The 15,946-nt window shown below is 64.9% G+C and carries 17 protein-coding genes; 13 read left to right on the top strand and 4 right to left on the bottom strand.

The genetic code is table 11. The annotated features are described in order from the left end of the window. The first annotated feature begins 12 nt into the window (after positions 1 to 12). From ctaD to WHZ77_RS30825, 8 genes are all read left to right on the top strand, one after another. A complete protein-coding gene (gene ctaD / locus WHZ77_RS30860) occupies positions 13 to 1,638 on the top strand; it encodes a cytochrome c oxidase subunit I (protein WP_339028829.1) in 1,626 nt (541 codons plus the stop codon). A 60-nt stretch (positions 1,639 to 1,698) separates the two neighbouring features. Beyond that, positions 1,699 to 2,643: a heme o synthase gene (locus tag WHZ77_RS30855; RefSeq protein ID WP_375311380.1), complete on the top strand. Its 945-nt coding sequence runs from the start codon at positions 1,699 to 1,701 to the stop codon at positions 2,641 to 2,643. Continuing rightward, entirely contained in the window at positions 2,640 to 2,816 is a 177-nt protein-coding gene (locus WHZ77_RS30850) for a CoxF protein (RefSeq protein WP_375311379.1), read from the top strand. Before WHZ77_RS30855 ends, WHZ77_RS30850 begins: the two co-directional genes overlap by 4 nt. Before the next feature lie 5 nt (positions 2,817 to 2,821). Further along, positions 2,822 to 3,478 (top strand): cytochrome c oxidase assembly protein, encoded by a 657-nt coding sequence (locus WHZ77_RS30845; protein WP_375311378.1) that lies wholly within the window; start codon positions 2,822 to 2,824, stop codon positions 3,476 to 3,478. A 76-nt stretch (positions 3,479 to 3,554) separates the two neighbouring features. Continuing rightward, the gene (locus WHZ77_RS30840; RefSeq protein ID WP_375311377.1) at positions 3,555 to 4,451 is read left to right on the top strand and encodes a cytochrome c oxidase subunit 3; all 897 of its coding nucleotides are present in this window, start codon (positions 3,555 to 3,557) and stop codon (positions 4,449 to 4,451) included. Positions 4,452 to 4,541: 90 nt separating this feature from the next. After that, entirely contained in the window at positions 4,542 to 4,943 is a 402-nt protein-coding gene (locus WHZ77_RS30835) for a DUF983 domain-containing protein (RefSeq protein WP_375311376.1), read from the top strand. Beyond that, the gene (locus WHZ77_RS30830) at positions 4,940 to 5,692 is read left to right on the top strand and encodes an SURF1 family protein (protein WP_375311375.1); all 753 of its coding nucleotides are present in this window, start codon (positions 4,940 to 4,942) and stop codon (positions 5,690 to 5,692) included. Before WHZ77_RS30835 ends, WHZ77_RS30830 begins: the two co-directional genes overlap by 4 nt. Positions 5,693 to 5,808: 116 nt before the next feature. Beyond that, positions 5,809 to 6,174 carry a nuclear transport factor 2 family protein gene (locus tag WHZ77_RS30825; protein WP_375311374.1) on the top strand — a complete coding sequence of 122 codons (366 nt, stop codon included), beginning with the start codon at positions 5,809 to 5,811 and terminating at the stop codon, positions 6,172 to 6,174. 1 nt (position 6,175) lies between these two features. Here the strand turns inward: WHZ77_RS30825 and WHZ77_RS30820 are convergent, their stop codons facing one another. Then, entirely contained in the window at positions 6,176 to 7,510 is a 1,335-nt protein-coding gene (locus tag WHZ77_RS30820; RefSeq protein WP_375311373.1) for a histidine kinase, read from the bottom strand. A gap of 86 nt (positions 7,511 to 7,596) precedes the next feature. Here WHZ77_RS30820 and WHZ77_RS30815 point away from each other — a divergent pair, with 86 nt between their 5' ends. The 5 genes from WHZ77_RS30815 (at position 7,597) to WHZ77_RS30795 (ending at position 12,918) form a co-directional block, all read left to right on the top strand. Beyond that, positions 7,597 to 8,241 (top strand): response regulator transcription factor, encoded by a 645-nt coding sequence (locus WHZ77_RS30815; protein WP_014439428.1) that lies wholly within the window; start codon positions 7,597 to 7,599, stop codon positions 8,239 to 8,241. Positions 8,242 to 8,798: 557 nt separating this feature from the next. After that, positions 8,799 to 10,217 carry a threonine synthase gene (gene thrC / locus WHZ77_RS30810; RefSeq protein ID WP_375311372.1) on the top strand — a complete coding sequence of 473 codons (1,419 nt, stop codon included), beginning with the start codon at positions 8,799 to 8,801 and terminating at the stop codon, positions 10,215 to 10,217. Continuing rightward, positions 10,214 to 11,503, top strand: a complete 1,290-nt coding sequence (locus WHZ77_RS30805) for a M16 family metallopeptidase (protein WP_375311371.1) — start codon at positions 10,214 to 10,216, stop codon at positions 11,501 to 11,503. The genes thrC and WHZ77_RS30805 overlap by 4 nt, the downstream gene beginning before the upstream one ends. Positions 11,504 to 11,544: 41 nt before the next feature. Continuing rightward, positions 11,545 to 12,132 (top strand): GNAT family N-acetyltransferase, encoded by a 588-nt coding sequence (locus tag WHZ77_RS30800; RefSeq protein WP_151646869.1) that lies wholly within the window; start codon positions 11,545 to 11,547, stop codon positions 12,130 to 12,132. Positions 12,133 to 12,264: 132 nt separating this feature from the next. Beyond that, on the top strand, positions 12,265 to 12,918 hold the full coding sequence (locus tag WHZ77_RS30795; RefSeq protein WP_375311370.1) for a hypothetical protein: 654 nt from the start codon (positions 12,265 to 12,267) through the stop codon (positions 12,916 to 12,918). A 184-nt stretch (positions 12,919 to 13,102) separates the two neighbouring features. Here WHZ77_RS30795 and WHZ77_RS30790 read toward each other — a convergent pair whose 3' ends face one another. The 3 genes from WHZ77_RS30790 to WHZ77_RS30780 form a co-directional block, all read right to left on the bottom strand. Continuing rightward, positions 13,103 to 13,588: a peroxiredoxin gene (locus tag WHZ77_RS30790; protein ID WP_375311369.1), complete on the bottom strand. Its 486-nt coding sequence runs from the start codon at positions 13,586 to 13,588 to the stop codon at positions 13,103 to 13,105. Between the two features lie 108 nt (positions 13,589 to 13,696). Beyond that, on the bottom strand, positions 13,697 to 14,251 hold the full coding sequence (locus WHZ77_RS30785) for a DUF924 family protein (protein WP_375311368.1): 555 nt from the start codon (positions 14,249 to 14,251) through the stop codon (positions 13,697 to 13,699). Positions 14,252 to 14,256: 5 nt separating this feature from the next. After that, positions 14,257 to 15,942: a long-chain fatty acid--CoA ligase gene (locus WHZ77_RS30780; protein WP_375311367.1), complete on the bottom strand. Its 1,686-nt coding sequence runs from the start codon at positions 15,940 to 15,942 to the stop codon at positions 14,257 to 14,259. Between the last annotated feature and the right edge of the window lie 4 nt (positions 15,943 to 15,946).

The raw sequence follows: 15,946 nt of genomic DNA, 5'->3' as shown, positions 1-15,946 counted from the left end.
CAGGATTTGAAAATGGCAACGAGCGCAGCGGCACACGGCGATCACGCGCAAGACCACGGACATGACGAGCATGCCCATCCGACCGGATGGCGCCGCTATGTCTATTCGACCAACCACAAGGACATCGGCACGATGTACCTGATCTTCGCGGTCATCGCCGGCGTCATCGGCGCCGCGATGTCGATCGCGATCCGTGCCGAGCTGATGTATCCGGGCGTGCAGATCTTCCACGAGACGCACACCTACAATGTGTTCGTGACCTCTCACGGCCTGATCATGATCTTCTTCATGGTGATGCCCGCGATGATCGGCGGCTTCGGCAACTGGTTCGTGCCGCTGATGATCGGCGCGCCGGACATGGCGTTCCCGCGCATGAACAACATCTCGTTCTGGCTGCTGCCGGCCTCCTTCGCCCTGCTGCTGATGTCGACCTTCGTCGAGGGCGAGCCGGGTGCCAACGGCGTCGGCGCCGGCTGGACCATGTACGCGCCGCTGTCGACCTCGGGTCATCCGGGGCCGGCCGTCGATTTCGCGATCCTGTCGATCCATCTGGCGGGTGCCTCATCGATCCTCGGCGCCATCAACTTCATCACCACCATCTTCAACATGCGCGCGCCGGGCATGACCCTGCACAAGATGCCGCTGTTCGTGTGGTCGATCCTGGTGACGGTGTTCCTGCTGCTGTTGTCGCTGCCGGTGCTTGCCGGCGCGATCACGATGCTGCTCACCGACCGCAACTTCGGCACCACCTTCTTCAACCCCGAAGGCGGCGGCGACCCCGTGCTGTTCCAGCATCTGTTCTGGTTCTTCGGTCACCCCGAGGTCTACATCCTGATCCTGCCCGCCTTCGGCATGGTCAGCCAGATCGTCTCGACCTTCTCGCGCAAGCCCGTGTTCGGCTATCTCGGCATGGCCTACGCCATGGTCGCGATCGGCGGCATCGGCTTCGTGGTGTGGGCGCATCACATGTACACGGTCGGCATGTCCTCGGCGACGCAGGCCTATTTCGTCGCGGCGACGATGGTCATCGCGGTTCCGACCGGCGTGAAGATCTTCTCGTGGATCGCCACGATGTGGGGCGGCTCGATCGAATTCCGCGCCCCGATGATCTGGGCGGTGGGCTTCATCTTCCTGTTCACGATCGGTGGCGTCACCGGCGTCGTTCTGGCGAATGCCGGCGTCGACCGCGTGCTGCAGGAAACCTACTACGTCGTCGCCCACTTCCACTATGTGCTGTCGCTCGGTGCGGTGTTCGGAATCTTCGCCGGCTGGTACTACTGGTTCCCGAAGATGACGGGCTACATGTACAATGAAGGGCTCGCCAAGCTGCACTTCTGGGTCACCTTCATCGGCGTCAACCTGGTGTTCTTCCCGCAGCATTTCCTCGGCCTGTCGGGCATGCCGCGCCGCTACGTCGACTATCCCGACGCCTTCGCCGGCTGGAACCTGGTGTCGTCGGTCGGCTCCTACATCTCGGGCTTCGGCGTCCTGATCTTCCTCTATTGCGTGATCGACGCCTTCGCGAAAAAGGTGCCGGCTGGCAACAATCCGTGGGGCGCGGGCGCGACCACGCTGGAGTGGACGCTGCCTTCGCCGCCGCCCTTCCACCAGTTCGAAGTGCTGCCCCGCGTCCAGTAATCGATCTCCCGCGGCGCCCGTGACGGGCGCCGCGGCTCTATCAAGAAGCGAGTCAAATTAGTGTCCGTCCTCGACCAGAATGCCATCGACATCAATCCCCGCATCTCCGAGGCGGAGGTCGGCGACTATCTCGCGCTGCTGAAGCCACGGGTGATGTCGCTGGTGATCTTCACCGCGCTGGTCGGGCTGGCGATGGCGCCCGGGCATTTCCACTGGGTGCTGGCGATCACCTCGCTGCTCTGCATTGCCGTCGGCGCCGGCGCCTCCGGCGCGCTCAACATGGCGCTGGAAGGCGACATCGACGCCAAGATGTCGCGCACGGCGAACCGGCCGATCCCGCGCGGCCGCATCACCCGTCCCGAGGCGATGGCGTTCGGGCTGACGCTTTCCTTCTTCTCGGTGATGACGCTCGGCATCCTCGTCAACTGGATCGCGGGCGCGCTGCTCGCCTTCACCATCTTCTTCTACGTCGTGATCTACACGATGGGCCTGAAGCGCTGGACCGCGCAGAACATCGTGATCGGCGGCGCCGCTGGCGCCCTGCCGCCGGTGGTGGCCTGGGCCGCGGTGACAGGCACGGTCGACGTCGAGCCGCTGCTGCTGTTCGCCATCATCTTCTTCTGGACCCCGCCGCACTTCTGGGCGCTCGCGCTGTTCCGCTCCGACGACTACGCCCGCGCGGGCATTCCGATGCTGCCCAACGTCGCCGGCCCCGATGCGACGCGCCTTCAGATCCTGCTCTACACCATCGTGCTGATCGCGGTGGCCGCCGCGCCCTGGGCGCTCGGCTATTTCGACGCCATCTACGGTGTGGTCTCGCTGATCCTGGGCGCCGGCATGCTGGTGCTCGCGATCAACGTCTATGTCCGCCGCGAGCGCAGCCAGTCGCTGCGCGCGACGCGAAAGCTGTTCGCCTTCTCGATCCTGTATCTGTTCGCGCTGTTCGCGACCCTGCTGGCCGAAGTCGTGTTCCGGGCGCTTGCGCCGATGGTAGGGGGCGCATGATCGCAGGGATGGCCGACAAACCCGAGCCAGATGGAATCGTCCTCACCGAGGCGCAGAAGAAGAGCCGTCGTCAGCGCTCCATCGCCATCGCTTGGGCGCTCGGCGTGCTCGTGGTGCTGTTCTTCGCCGTCACCATGGTCAAGGGGCCGGCGGTTCTAATCCGGCCGATGTAGGGAATATGGATCAAGAGCCCACCATATCGCGGGATCAGAGCCGGGCGGTCACCAAAGGCCGCTCCAAGGGTATCGGCAAGGGTATCGGCCGCGACGTGCTGGTCGCCTCGCTCTGCGGCGGCGTGGTCGCGCTGATGGTCGGCGCCTCCTACGCGGCGGTGCCGTTCTACAACTGGTTCTGCCGCGCCACCGGCTTCAACGGCACGACCCAGGTCGCGACCTCTGCGCCGGCCACCGGGCCGATCGCGCGGAAGATCGCGGTGCGCTTCGACTCCAACGTCGCGCCCGGCCTGCCCTGGAAGTTCGTGCCGGAGCAGAGCGAGATCGAGGTCAATATCGGTCAGGTCGTGACCGTCTTCTACACCGTGACCAATCAGGCCGCGCGGACCACGGCCGGCCAGGCCGCCTACAATGTCGCGCCGCTGACGGTCGGCTCCTACTTCCAGAAGATCAACTGCTTCTGCTTCACCGAGCAGACTATGGCGCCCGGCGAGAAGCGCGAGATGCCGGTCGTGTTCTATGTCGACCCGTCGATCGCCGAGGATCACGAGAACGACGGGCTGAACACGATCACGCTGTCCTACACGTTCTATCCGGTGAAGGATCCGGTGGTGAAGCCGCTGGCGGCCAGTGAAGACGACAAGCGCAAGGGAAATCTCTGATCGCGGGATTGACGCTCCGGGGTTGGAACAAGGGGATAAGTGCCAGACAGGCACGGGATTGAGGAGAGAGACGGCAATGGCCACAGTGCAAGGCAAGCATCACGACTATCACCTGGTCGATCCCTCTCCCTGGCCGGCCGTAGGCTCGCTCTCGGCCTTCATCATGGCGGTCGGTGCGATCTCCTGGATGCATCACATGTTCTCGGCTGCTCCGATCGTGTTCGGCGTCGGCACGGTGGGCGTGCTCTACACCATGGCGAGCTGGTGGGGCGATGTGATCAAGGAAGCCCAGTACAAGGGTGACCACACCCGCGTCGTGCAGCTCCATCACCGCTACGGCATGATCTTGTTCATCGCCTCCGAGGTGATGTTCTTCGTCGCCTGGTTCTGGGCCTATTTCAACGCGGCGCTGTTCCCGGCCGACGCTGTCCACGCCACGCGCGATGCCGTGTTCGGCTGCGGCCTCGGCACCGCTGCCGGCGCCTGCGCGGTGCCCGGCACATGGCCGCCGCACGGCATCGAGACCTTCGATCCCTGGCACCTGCCGCTCCTGAACACGCTGATCCTGCTCACCTCAGGCACCACGGTGACCTGGGCGCACCACGCGCTGCTCGAGAACGATCGCCAGGGCCTCAAATACGGCCTGATCCTCACGGTCGTGCTGGGCGCGCTCTTCACCTGCGTGCAGGCCTATGAGTATAGCCACGCGGCGTTCTCCTTCGCCGGCAACGTCTATGGCGCGACCTTCTTCATGGCGACCGGCTTCCACGGTTTCCACGTGCTGGTCGGCACCATCTTCCTGCTGGTCTGCCTGTTCCGCGCTTATGCAGGCCACTTCACGTCGAAGCAGCATCTCGGTTTCGAGTTCGCCGCCTGGTACTGGCACTTCGTCGACGTGGTCTGGCTGTTCCTGTTCCTCTGCATCTATGTGTGGGGACACGGTGCCGAGACCATGGCTCACGGCGCGCACTGAGCGGTCCCGGATCCATCAGAAGGGGCGGCCGCAGGGCCGCCCTTTCGCTTTTGGAAAGTTTCGGCGAAAACTGTGATAGAGTGCGTCATCATGAACGACACCGCCGGCAAGTCCGAGCCCGAGACGACCGTCCTGCAAAGCGCCATGCGGGGACTGGCCTGCAAATGCCCGCGCTGCGGCCAGGGTAAGCTCTATGCCGGCTTCCTGACGCTCGCGCCTGCTTGCGACCGTTGCGGCCTCGACTATGCCTTCATCGACACCGGCGATGGGCCTGCGATCTTCATCATCATGCTGGCCGGAGCGATCGTGGTCGGCTGCGCGCTCGTCGTCGAAGTCAAGTATCAGCCGCCGTACTGGCTGCATGCGGTGCTGTGGCTGCCGTTGATCCTCGCCACCACGCTGCTGCCGCTGCGTGCCATGAAGTCGCTGTTGATCTCCCTGCAATTCCACCACAAGGCGGCGCCGGGCCGGCTGGTCGACCGCGCGAAATGAACGAGACTGCGCGCAAGCCTCGCGTGGCCGGCTTCGCGCTGTTCACGCTGTTCCTGACCGCGTCTTTCGTCGCGCTCGGCGTCTGGCAGTTGCAGCGGCGGACCGCCAAGCACGAGCTGGTCGCCGCGCTCACCGAGCGGCTTGCCGAGGCGCCGATCCCGCTGCCGCCGCCGGCGCAATGGGCCGCGCTCAATCCCGCGCACGACGAATTCCGCCGCGTCAGCTTCACCGCGACCTACGCGGCTTCGCCCGATGCGATGGTCTATTCGTCCGGCTCGGCCGTGCGCAGGGACGCCTCAGGGCCCGGCACCTGGGCCTTCCTGCCGGCGCGGCTCCCGACCGGCGAGATGGTCGTGATCGATGCGGGCTTCGTCGAGAACACGATGCAGGATCGCAGCGTCGAGGATCGCGCGGTGAAGAAGCTCGTGACCGGGCAGACCGTCGCGCTCACCGGCTATCTGCGCTTTCCCGAACCGCCGGGCTGGATGACGCCGGCGGAGAACCGCGACAAGCGGCTCTGGTTCGTGCGCGATCATCTCGCCATTGCCGGTGCGCTCGGCTGGGGCGCTGTTGCGCCGTTCTACATCGATCTGGAGCGGCCCGCTCCCGAGAACAACATCCCGCGTCCGGGCCCGCTCGACGTGCATCTGAAGGACGACCATCTGCAATACGCCATCACATGGTTCGCACTCGCAGGCGCGGTGCTGATTGCATTCGGCGTCTGGGTGCGGGGACGCCGCCTGGCCTGAACTTTCCGTAGGTTCCCGGAGGGAACCCGGTATCGCCCGGGGTTTATTATTCAGCGCACATTCACGAGTGTGATCCTAAGCCGCATGCGAATTTTCGCGGCAGACAGGACTTTGGCGTGAGCGATTTCGATCAGATGGGTGTTATCGTCGACTGGGTGGACGCCTGCCGGAAGGGCGACCTCGCCATGCTGCTCGACCTGTATGCGGACGACGCTCAAGTCGAATGCAGCTGTAACGGTACGCGACGTTATCGTGGACGACGCGAGCTCGAAACCTATTGGGGCCCGCGGCTCAGCGCCTATTCCTCGGCGGGTTTCGGCCTGGAAGAGATCAATCCCGGGCCATTTGGCATCGATCTCGAATATTCCGTCGCCGGCTCGCTGCGCATCCACGCCTCGTTTCGCTTCAGCCCCGAAGGCAAGATCCACAGCACGCTGTGCGAACCGGCACTGCAGGAGCCGCACGCCGGTTGCGCGTGCTAGTTCAGGTCGGCGCATCGCGCCTCGTCTCGACCGGCAGACGACATCGCACATAGGTTCGCTCGTCCGCGCGAAGCAGTGACAGCGATCCGCTGAGCGCGCGCACGCGCTCGTGCATCCCGGTCAGACCCCGGCCGAAGACGTTGTCGGCGGGAAAGCCGCCGCCGTCATCAGCGATCTCGATGGTGAGCGCGCTGCCGGCAATGGTCGCCTGCACATGGGCATGGCTTGCTCCGGCGTGGCGCAACACATTGGTCAACGCCTCCTGGATCAACCGATAGACGGTCTGCGCCAGCGGTCCGGCGATGTCGTCGAGATCAGGGGCGAGCGTGGCCGTCAGGGCGATTTGAGGCGCCTGCCTGCGAAAGTTCTGGAGCAGCGTCTGCACGCTGCGCTCCAGTCCCAATTCCTCGATGTAGAGCGGCCGCAGCCGGTCGAGAATGCGCCGGTTAGTCTGCTGGAGCGCCTCGACCGAGCGCATCACCTCCCGGGTCGCATTGCCGAGATTTCCCGCCGGCGGCGCGGTTTCGATCAGCGCGGTCGTGCCGGCGCGAATGCTGAACAGCAATGGCCCGAGCTCGTCGTGCAGCTCGCGGGCGAGGTCGCGCCGCTCGTCGTCCTGGAGCGACACCAGGCGGTGCAGCAGGTCGCGATTGTCCTGGCTCAATTGTGCGAGCGTTGCCGCCAGTGCGTTGGCTTCCTCGCAGCTCTGCCGGATCTCTGGCGGCCCGGCTATCGGGATCGGCGTCGCATAATCGCCGCGCCGGATGCGGGTGAGGCCTGCGCCGAGATTTTGCAGGGGGCGCAGCGCCGATCCCGCGAAGAGATAGGCGATCGTTCCGGTCAACATCATCAGTACGGCGATGAGGCTCGTCAGCGCCAGAAAGCCGATCCATTTCTCGAACAGGTCGGCCGACAGATCGGGCAGGAAGACGAGATCGCCGACGCGCTTGCCGTCGATGATGACCGGAGACGCTGCGTCCATGTCCGGGATGGCGATCAGGTCCACGAACCATTGCGGCACGCCATGCTGCCCACGCAGGCTCTCCTTCGGAGGAGGCGCTGAACCCGTTTCCGTTGAACGGAATTGAATATCCGGGGATGTGCCCAAGGAATGGACAAAAGCCTCGAGCGTCTTCTGCGGGGCGCTCGAGGCGCTCAGGGTATTGTTGAGCGCCCCGGCGACCGTCCTGGTCAAGCGTCGTCCCGGTTCATGCTCGTCGGCCAGCTGACCGGCCGCGAAGATCTGGAGCAGCACGCCGCCCATGGCCAGCGCGGCGAGGAAGCTCAGGCCGAGCGGAAGAAACAGTTGCGTCCGGAAGGAGAGTCGTTGCCACATTAGGTCAATTCTAACGCGCATTGGCGGGATTTTCTCTTTCCATTTGTTCCCGCCGGTCTATGAGTCGAAAAACAAGAGAGCGCGCGATGCAAGATACTGCCAAGCCGGCGACCAAGGTTCTGATCGTCGACGACCATCCTGTGGTGCTGTCCGGTTGTCGCACCCTTTTCGCGTCGGACCACTCGATCCGGATCGACGAGGCGATCGATGCCAAATCCGGGCACCGCGCCTATATCAGCAAGCGGCCCGACGTCACCGTCATCGACATCAGCCTGCCCGACGTCTCCGGCTTCGAGCTCATGCGGCGGATCCGCAAGGACGATCCCGAGGCCAAGATCATCATGTTCAGCATGAACGATGATCCGGCTTTCGTGGTGCGGGCGGTCGAGCTGGGGGCGCAGGGCTACGTCTCCAAGGGCGACGATCCCCGGATTCTGCTCAAGGCGGTGCGCAAGGTGATTGCGGGCGACAACTTCATCTCGCCGCAGCTCGCGGAGGCCGTGACCTTCTCCGGCGCCGCGATCAAGGCCAATCCGGCCTCGCAGATGACGCCGCGGGAGCTTGAAATTCTCCGCCTGCTCGGACGCGGCGACAAGATCGTCGAGGTCGCCGAGGCGCTCGGCATCTCCTACAAGACGGTCGCCAACACTACATCCCTGCTCAAGCAGAAGCTCGGCGCCAAGAACCATTCCGACCTGATCCGGATCGCGGTGGAAATCGGGATGAACTGAGGTCGCGGTACCGCCCGGTCGCCGAACCGGCTGTCCAGGATGCATCCGGTTCGGCGGGGCGGATCGGTACCGGCGCCAGCCGGGCAATGCATGGACACCGCCGACACCATCCTCGGGCACAATGGACGGAGGTGATATTCGTTCCGGAACCAGTCCTCGATTCGGGAAAAAGCAGCAATAGCGGGGCTGGCGAACCGCCGCTACGCGCAGTGGTGGACGATAGTACGTCGGGAAAAGTAGGAACATTTTCTTGCGCCCGTCGTTTTCGCCCTTGACGATGTCGTGACAGGCGATGAAAGCTGGCGCGAACTGTTTTCGCGGGGCCGTGACCCGCACAAGACAAACTGGTCTGCACAAATCAATGACAGACCTTCCAAGAGAGGGGCTGCGGCATCACCGCAGCCCTTTTTCGTTGGAGGCAGGTGCAGACGGGAAGCGGTTTCCCGATGCCGCAAAACACTTTATGGTGGCCCAAAGCCTCTGGCTGTTAACAAGTAATTTCGTAAAATCAAAGGCTTACGGATGAGCTCAGGCTTGGCCGGCCTTTGGAGGGCAGTTTGACTCGTTATATCTCGACCCGGGGCGAGGCCCCCGAACTCGGCTTCTGCGACGTGATGCTGACCGGGCTTGCCCGCGACGGCGGCCTTTATGTGCCGGCCACCTGGCCGCAGCTCTCGGCCGACACCATCGCCGGCTTCTTCGGCCGCCCCTATTGGGAGGTCGCGGTCGATGTGATCCGCCCCTTCGCGGGCGGCGAGATTTCGGACGCCGAGCTCGGCCGCATGGCCAACGAGGCCTATGCCACCTTCCGTCATCCGGCGGTGGTGCCGCTTCGCCAGATGTCGCCGCACCAGTTCGTGCTGGAGCTGTTTCACGGTCCGACGCTCGCCTTCAAAGACGTGGCGATGCAGCTGATCTCGCGGCTGATGGACCACGTGCTCGCCAAGCGCGGCCAGCGCACCACCATCGTGGTCGCGACCTCCGGTGACACCGGCGGCGCCGCTGTCGAGGCGTTTGCGGGCCTCGAGAATGTCGATCTCGTCGTGCTGTTTCCGCACGGCCGCATCTCCGAGGTGCAGCGCCGGATGATGACCTCGGCGGGTGCGGCCAACGTCCATGCGCTCGCCATCGAAGGCAATTTCGACGACTGCCAGGCGCTCGTGAAGGCGATGTTCAACAACCATCGCTTCCGCGATGCGACCTCGCTGTCCGGCGTCAATTCCATCAACTGGGCACGCATCGTCGCGCAGGTCGTCTACTACTTCACCTCGGCCGTTGCCGTCGGTGCGCCGGCGCGCGCGGTGGATTTCGTCGTGCCGACCGGCAATTTCGGCGACATCTTTGCAGGCTATGTCGCCAAGCGCATGGGTCTTCCGATCCGCACCCTGCGCATCGCCGCCAACGTCAACGACATCCTGGCGCGTACGCTCAAGACCGGGATCTACGAGGTGCGCGAGGTGCACGCGACCGCGTCGCCGTCGATGGACATCCAGATCTCCTCGAATTTCGAGCGGCTGATGTTCGAAGCCGGCCGGCGAGACGCCGCCGGCGTGCGCCGCTTGATGGAGTCGCTGAAGCAGTCCGGGCGGTTCGTGCTGCCCGACGCGACGCTGGCCGCGATCCGCGAGGAGTTCGACGCAGGTCGCGCCGACGAGACCGAGACCGCGGCTGCGATCCGCGCCGCCTGGCGCGAGGCGGGTGAACTGGTCGATCCCCACACCGCGGTCGCGCTCGCGGTCGCCGACCGCGACACCACCGACACGACGGTCCCCAGCATCGTGCTCTCGACGGCCCATCCGGCCAAATTCCCCGATGCGGTCGAGGCGGCCTGCGGCCAGCGGCCGCAACTGCCGGCCTGGCTCGACGGTCTCATGACCAAATCCGAACACATGAAGGTGATGAAGAACGAGCAGGGCGAGGTCGAGCGGTTCGTGCTGTCGGTCAGCCGCGCCGCGAAACAGGGAGTTGCCGGATGAGCGTCGAGATCTCCAAGCTTGCGTCCGGCCTGACCGTCGTCACCGACAAAATGCCCCATCTCGAGACCGCCGCGCTCGGCGTCTGGGCCGGGGTCGGCGGACGCGACGAGAAGCCGAACGAGCACGGCATCTCGCATCTGCTCGAGCACATGGCGTTCAAGGGCACGACCAAGCGCACCTCGCGCGAGATCGTCGAGGAGATCGAGGCGGTCGGCGGCGACCTCAATGCCGGCACCTCGACCGAGACCACGTCCTATTATGCGCGGGTGCTGAAGGCCGACGTGCCGCTTGCACTCGACGTGCTCGCCGACATCCTGGCCAATCCGGCCTTCGAGCCGGACGAGCTGGAGCGCGAGAAGAACGTCATCGTGCAGGAGATCGGTGCCGCGCAGGACACGCCCGACGACGTCGTGTTCGAGCACCTCAACGAGCTCTGCTATCCCGACCAGCCGATGGGCCGCTCGCTGCTCGGCACCGCCAAGACCTTGCGCGCCTTCAACCGCGACATGCTGCGCGGCTACCTCTCGACGCATTACCGCGGGCCCGACATGGTGGTGGCCGCGGCCGGCGCCGTCGATCACAAGCAGGTGGTCGCCGAGGTCGAGAAGCGCTTTGCGAGCTTTGAAGGCTCGCCGGGTCCCAAGCCGCAATCCGCGATGTTCGGCAACGGCGGCGCCAAGGTGGTGCATCGCGAGCTCGAGCAGGCGCATCTGACGCTGGCGCTGGAAGGCGTTCCGCAGAGCGATCTGTCGCTGTTCTCGCTCCAGGTCTTCACCAACATCCTCGGCGGCGGGATGTCGTCGCGGCTGTTCCAGGAGGTCCGCGAGAAGCGCGGCCTCTGCTACTCGATCTACAGTTTCCACGCGCCCTATAGCGACACCGGCTTCTTCGGCCTCTACACCGGCACCGATCCCGCCGACGCGCCGGAGATGATGGAGGTCGTGGTCGACATCATGAACGATTCGGTGGAGACGCTGACCGAGGCCGAGATCGCGCGGGCCAAGGCGCAGATGAAGGCGGGCCTCCTGATGGCGCTGGAAAGCTGCTCGTCCCGCGCCGAACAGCTCGCCCGCCATGTGCTGGCCTACGGCCGGCCGCAGACGGTGGAGGAGCTGGTGGGCCGGATCGACGCCGTCAGCATCGAATCGACCCGGGACGCCGCGCGTGCACTGCTTTCGCGGAGCCGCCCTGCGGTTGTCGCATTAGGCAGCGGCAGGGGTCTGGACACGGCGGTGTCTTTTGCGGAAGGATTGACCCGGGCACGTGCCAAGGCGCGGCTGCATTAGGAGCCGCGCGCACGGGCTGATCTGCCCCGGGAAGCATCACCATGGCCCTGTTTCGCCTGCCATCCAGTGGACCCGCCGCCCTCGCGCCGCGCGGTAACGGACTTTTGCTGCGCGCCCCGCAGATGTCGGACTTCCTGCAATGGGCGCATCTGCGCGAGTCCAGCCGCGATTATTTGACGCCCTGGGAGCCGATCTGGCCGTCGGACGACCTCACCCGGTCCGGCTTCCGCCGCCGTCTGCGCCGCTATTCCGAGGACATTGCCGCGGACCGCTCCTATCCCTTCCTGATCTTCCGCGAGCTCGACGGCGCCATGGTCGGCGGCATCACGCTGGCCAATGTCCGGCGCGGCATCGTCCAGGCCGGCACCATCGGCTACTGGGTCGGCAAGCCCAATGCCCATCGCGGCTACATGACGGCGGCGCTCCGGGTGCTGCTGCCGACGCTGTTCGGCGAGCTCAATCTGCACCGGGTCGAGGCCGCCTGCATCCCCACCAATGCGCCGTCGATCCGGGTGCTGGAGAAGTGCGGTTTCACCCGCGAGGGGCTGGCGCGCCGCTATCTGTGCATCAACGGGGTCTGGCAGGACCATCTGCTGTTCGGCCTGCTGCACGAGGATTTCCGCGGCTGAGCCCGCTATCCATCGGGCCAAAGTCTCCGGGGGCTGCCTTATTTTACTTGCCTTGGGTTCGCCGATTTTGGCGATATAAACCGCTGGCCGGCCGGCGATCGGCCGGAAGATTGTCATGGAGTACAGGCGTTGATGGTGAAGCAGCTTCGATCATTGCGGCATGTGCTGCGGCAGGGCCCGGTGATCGTATTGGCGCTCTCGGTGTCGCTTGCGGCCGTCTCGCCGGCCTCGGCGCAGTCGCTGACCGACCGCTTCAAGGGCCTGTTTGGCGGCAAGTCGGACGAGCCGGCCCAGCCCAAGCCGGCACCTGCGCCCGGCCAGCCGGCCGATGACGACGTCGATTGCCCGCCGGTCACGGTGCGCGCCGGAGCCTCCACCTATGCAGTCGGAGCCACCGGCAAGCCGGCCGTCGGCAATGAGGTCCGCTTCCAGGCCACCATCACCAAGATGGCGCGCGAATGCTTCCGCAGTGGCGGCGACATCACGGCCCGGATCGGTATCCAGGGACGCGTCATCGCCGGTCCCGCCGGTGCGCCAGCTACGGTCGATGTGCCCCTGCGCATCGCCGTGGTGCAGGGCGGCGTCGGCGAGAAGGTGATCGCCTCGAAGGCCTATCGGACCACGGTCGAGATGGCGGAAGGCGGCAGCGTGCCCTTCACCTTCGTCGCCGAGGATCTGGCCTATCCGGTGCCTTCGGCCGCGGTCGCGGATTCCTATATCTTCTATGTCGGCTTTGACCCGCAGGCGCTCGCGCCCGAGCCGAAGGCGCGGCCGAAGAAGAAGTAGGGGGCTCACCCGGCTGTCGCTGCAATTTCAACTGTCATCGCCGCCTTGTGCGCATTTGCGCACTGGGGCGGGCGATGAAGTATTCCAGAGGCAGATGTGATTCAGCCGAGAAGTCTCGGCGTACTGGATGCCCCGCCTTCGCGGGGCATGACAGTGTCGCTGGTGGACGAGCTGGGCCTAAAGCTTACAGCTGCCCCAGCAGTGTATCGCCGCCGGACACTTCGACCTTGCCGGGCATCGCCTCGAGATTCAGCTTCTTCACCACGCCGTCCTCGACCAGCATCGAGTAGCGCTTGGAGCGGATGCCGAGGCCGTTGGCGGAGGCATCCAGCTCCATGCCGATCGCCTTGGTGAAATCGGCATTGCCGTCCGCGAGGAAGACGGCCTCGTCGCGCTGGTCGGTGTCGCGCTTCCAGGCGTTCATCACGAAGGCGTCGTTGACGGAGACGATGGCGATGCTGTCGACGCCCTTGTCCTTGATGGCGTAGGCGTTGAGAAAGATGCTCGGCAGGTGCATCTTGTGACAGGTGCCGGTGTAGGCGCCGGGCACCGCGAACAGCGCCACCTTCTTGCCCTTGAAGATATCGTCGGTGGTCTTCACCTGCGGACCTTCCGCCGTCATCACGCGGAACTTCGCCTCGGGCAGCTTCTCGCCAATCTGGATCGCCATCGTCAGTCTCCCTGGAATTCGGTCCCGCTTTGTAGACCGTGCTGCGGGCCTGTACAATATTGCCGGCGGAAGACGCCGCGAGGGCCGGGGCCGCTCACCGTGATGTCATCAGCCCGCAAAACCGCCATTGTCGAGGAAAGCCTGCTCGTCCTCTGTGGTCTCGCGTCCAAGCAGGCGGTTGCGGTGAGGGAATCGGCCGAACCGGCGGATGATCTCGGCATGCTCCCGGGCGAACTTCAGGTTTTCAGCATTGTCGGTGTTCTGAAACAACGCGACGCAGTGCAGCTGGTCGGGCAGCTGCTCGGAATGCATGAAGGGCATATAGAGGAATTCGAGCAGGACAGGGGCGATCCTGCGATCTGTGCCTCGCCCGATAGCTCGGCGGGCGACATCCCGCGCCAGCGCGTCGCTGGCAAAGGCCTGCGGTGTGCCGCGAAACATGTTGCGGGGAAACTGGTCGAGCACGATGACGAGCGCGAGCGCGCCGTCGTCATTGTCTTCCCATGATGCCAGCTCGCCGGCGGCCGCCGTCTGCCACAGCGCGAGAAAGCGGTGCCGGATCTGCGCGTCGAACGCGTCGTCGCGCTTGTACCAGCGCTCGCTGCCGGCCTCGCGCCAGAAGGCGAGAATGCCGTCCGGCGTGATGTGACCGGCGTCAGTCATGAACCTTACGCCGCCTCGGCCTTCTTCTCGTCGCGGAGCTGCCGCCGCAGAATCTTGCCGACATTGGTCTTGGGCAGTTCGGTGCGGAATTCGATCTGCTTGGGCACCTTGTAGCCGGTGAGCTGCTCGCGGCAGAACCTGGTCACGTCCTCGGCCGCGAGATTCGAATCCTTCTTCACCACGAAAGCCTTCACCGCTTCGCCGGACCCACTATCAGGAACGCCGATCACGGCGCATTCGAGCACGCCCGGGTGGCTCGCGATCACTTCCTCGATCTCGTTCGGATAGACGTTGAAGCCGGAGACCAGGATCATGTCCTTCTTGCGATCGACGATTTTGGTGTAGCCGGTCTCGTCCATGATGCCGATGTCGCCGGTGCGGAAATAGCCGTCCGCCGTCATCACCTTCGCGGTCTCTTCCGGCCGGTTCCAGTAGCCCGACATCACCTGCGGACCCTTGGCGCAGATTTCGCCGGGCTGGCCGAGCGGCACTTCGTTGCCGTCGTCGTCACGGATCGAGATCCAGGTCGAGGGCACGGGGATGCCGATGGTGCCGTTGAACTCGGAATTGGTCGCGGTATTGCAGGTCAGCGTCGGCGCAGTCTCCGACAGGCCGTAGCCTTCCGCGATCGAGCAGCCCGTAATCGCCTTCCACTGCTCGGCGACGGGGCGCTGCACGGCCATGCCGCCGCCGTTGGAGATCTTCAGCTTGGAGAAATCGAGTTTCTTGAAGTCGGGATGATGCATCAGGCCGTTATAGAGCGTGTTGACGGCCGGGAAGCTGTTGACCTGGTACTTCGCCAGCTCCTTGACGAAGCCGGGGATGTCGCGCGGATTGGGGATCAGCAGATTGCAGCCGCCGGCGCGTACCGCGAGCAGGTAGCAGGCCGTCAGCGCGAAGATGTGATAGAGGGGCAGCGCGCAGACGATCATGAGCTGGTCGACATGCGGGGGTGCGGCGAGCGCCGGCTGGAGCCAGGCGTCGTTCTGCAAGACGTTGGCGACGATGTTGCGATGGAGCAGGGTGGCGCCCTTGGAGACGCCAGTGGTGCCGCCGGTATATTGCAGGAAGGCGACGTCGCCGGGCGACAGCTTCGGCTTGTTGAAGGCAAGAGAGCGGCCGGCCGACACCGCGTCGTTGTAGGAGACCGCCCCCGGCAGCGACCATGCCGGCACCATCTTCTTGACGCGGCGAACGACGAGATTGACGATCACGCCCTTGAAGCCGAGCAAGTCGCCCATGCTGCCGACGATGACATGCTTGACCGCAGTCTTCGCAATCACCTGCTCGACGGTGTGGGCGAAATTCTCCAGCACGATGATGGCTTCGGCGCCGGAATCCTTGAGCTGATGCTCGAGCTCGCGCGGGGTGTAGAGCGGGTTGACGTTGACCACCGCATATCCGGCGCGCAGCACGGCCGCGGTCGCAACCGGGTACTGCAGCACGTTCGGCATCATGATCGCGACGCGGGCGCCGCGCTGCAGGCCGCGTCCCTGCAAATAGGCGGCAAGCGCCAGCGACATCTGGTCGAGGTCGCGATAGCTGATCGACTTGTCCATGCAGATGAACGCCTTGCGGTCGGCGAACTTGGCAAAGCTCTCCTCCAAGAGGTCGACCAGCGATGCGTATTGCGCCGGATCGATATCAGCGGGCACGCCGGGCGGATATTGCTTGAGCCAGATGCGCTCCATGGAA

The organism is Bradyrhizobium sp. A5 (assembly GCF_042076515.1).
Classification (GTDB): Bacteria; Pseudomonadota; Alphaproteobacteria; order Rhizobiales; family Xanthobacteraceae; genus Bradyrhizobium; species Bradyrhizobium cosmicum.
This window is presented reverse-complemented; position numbering and strand designations above follow the sequence as displayed.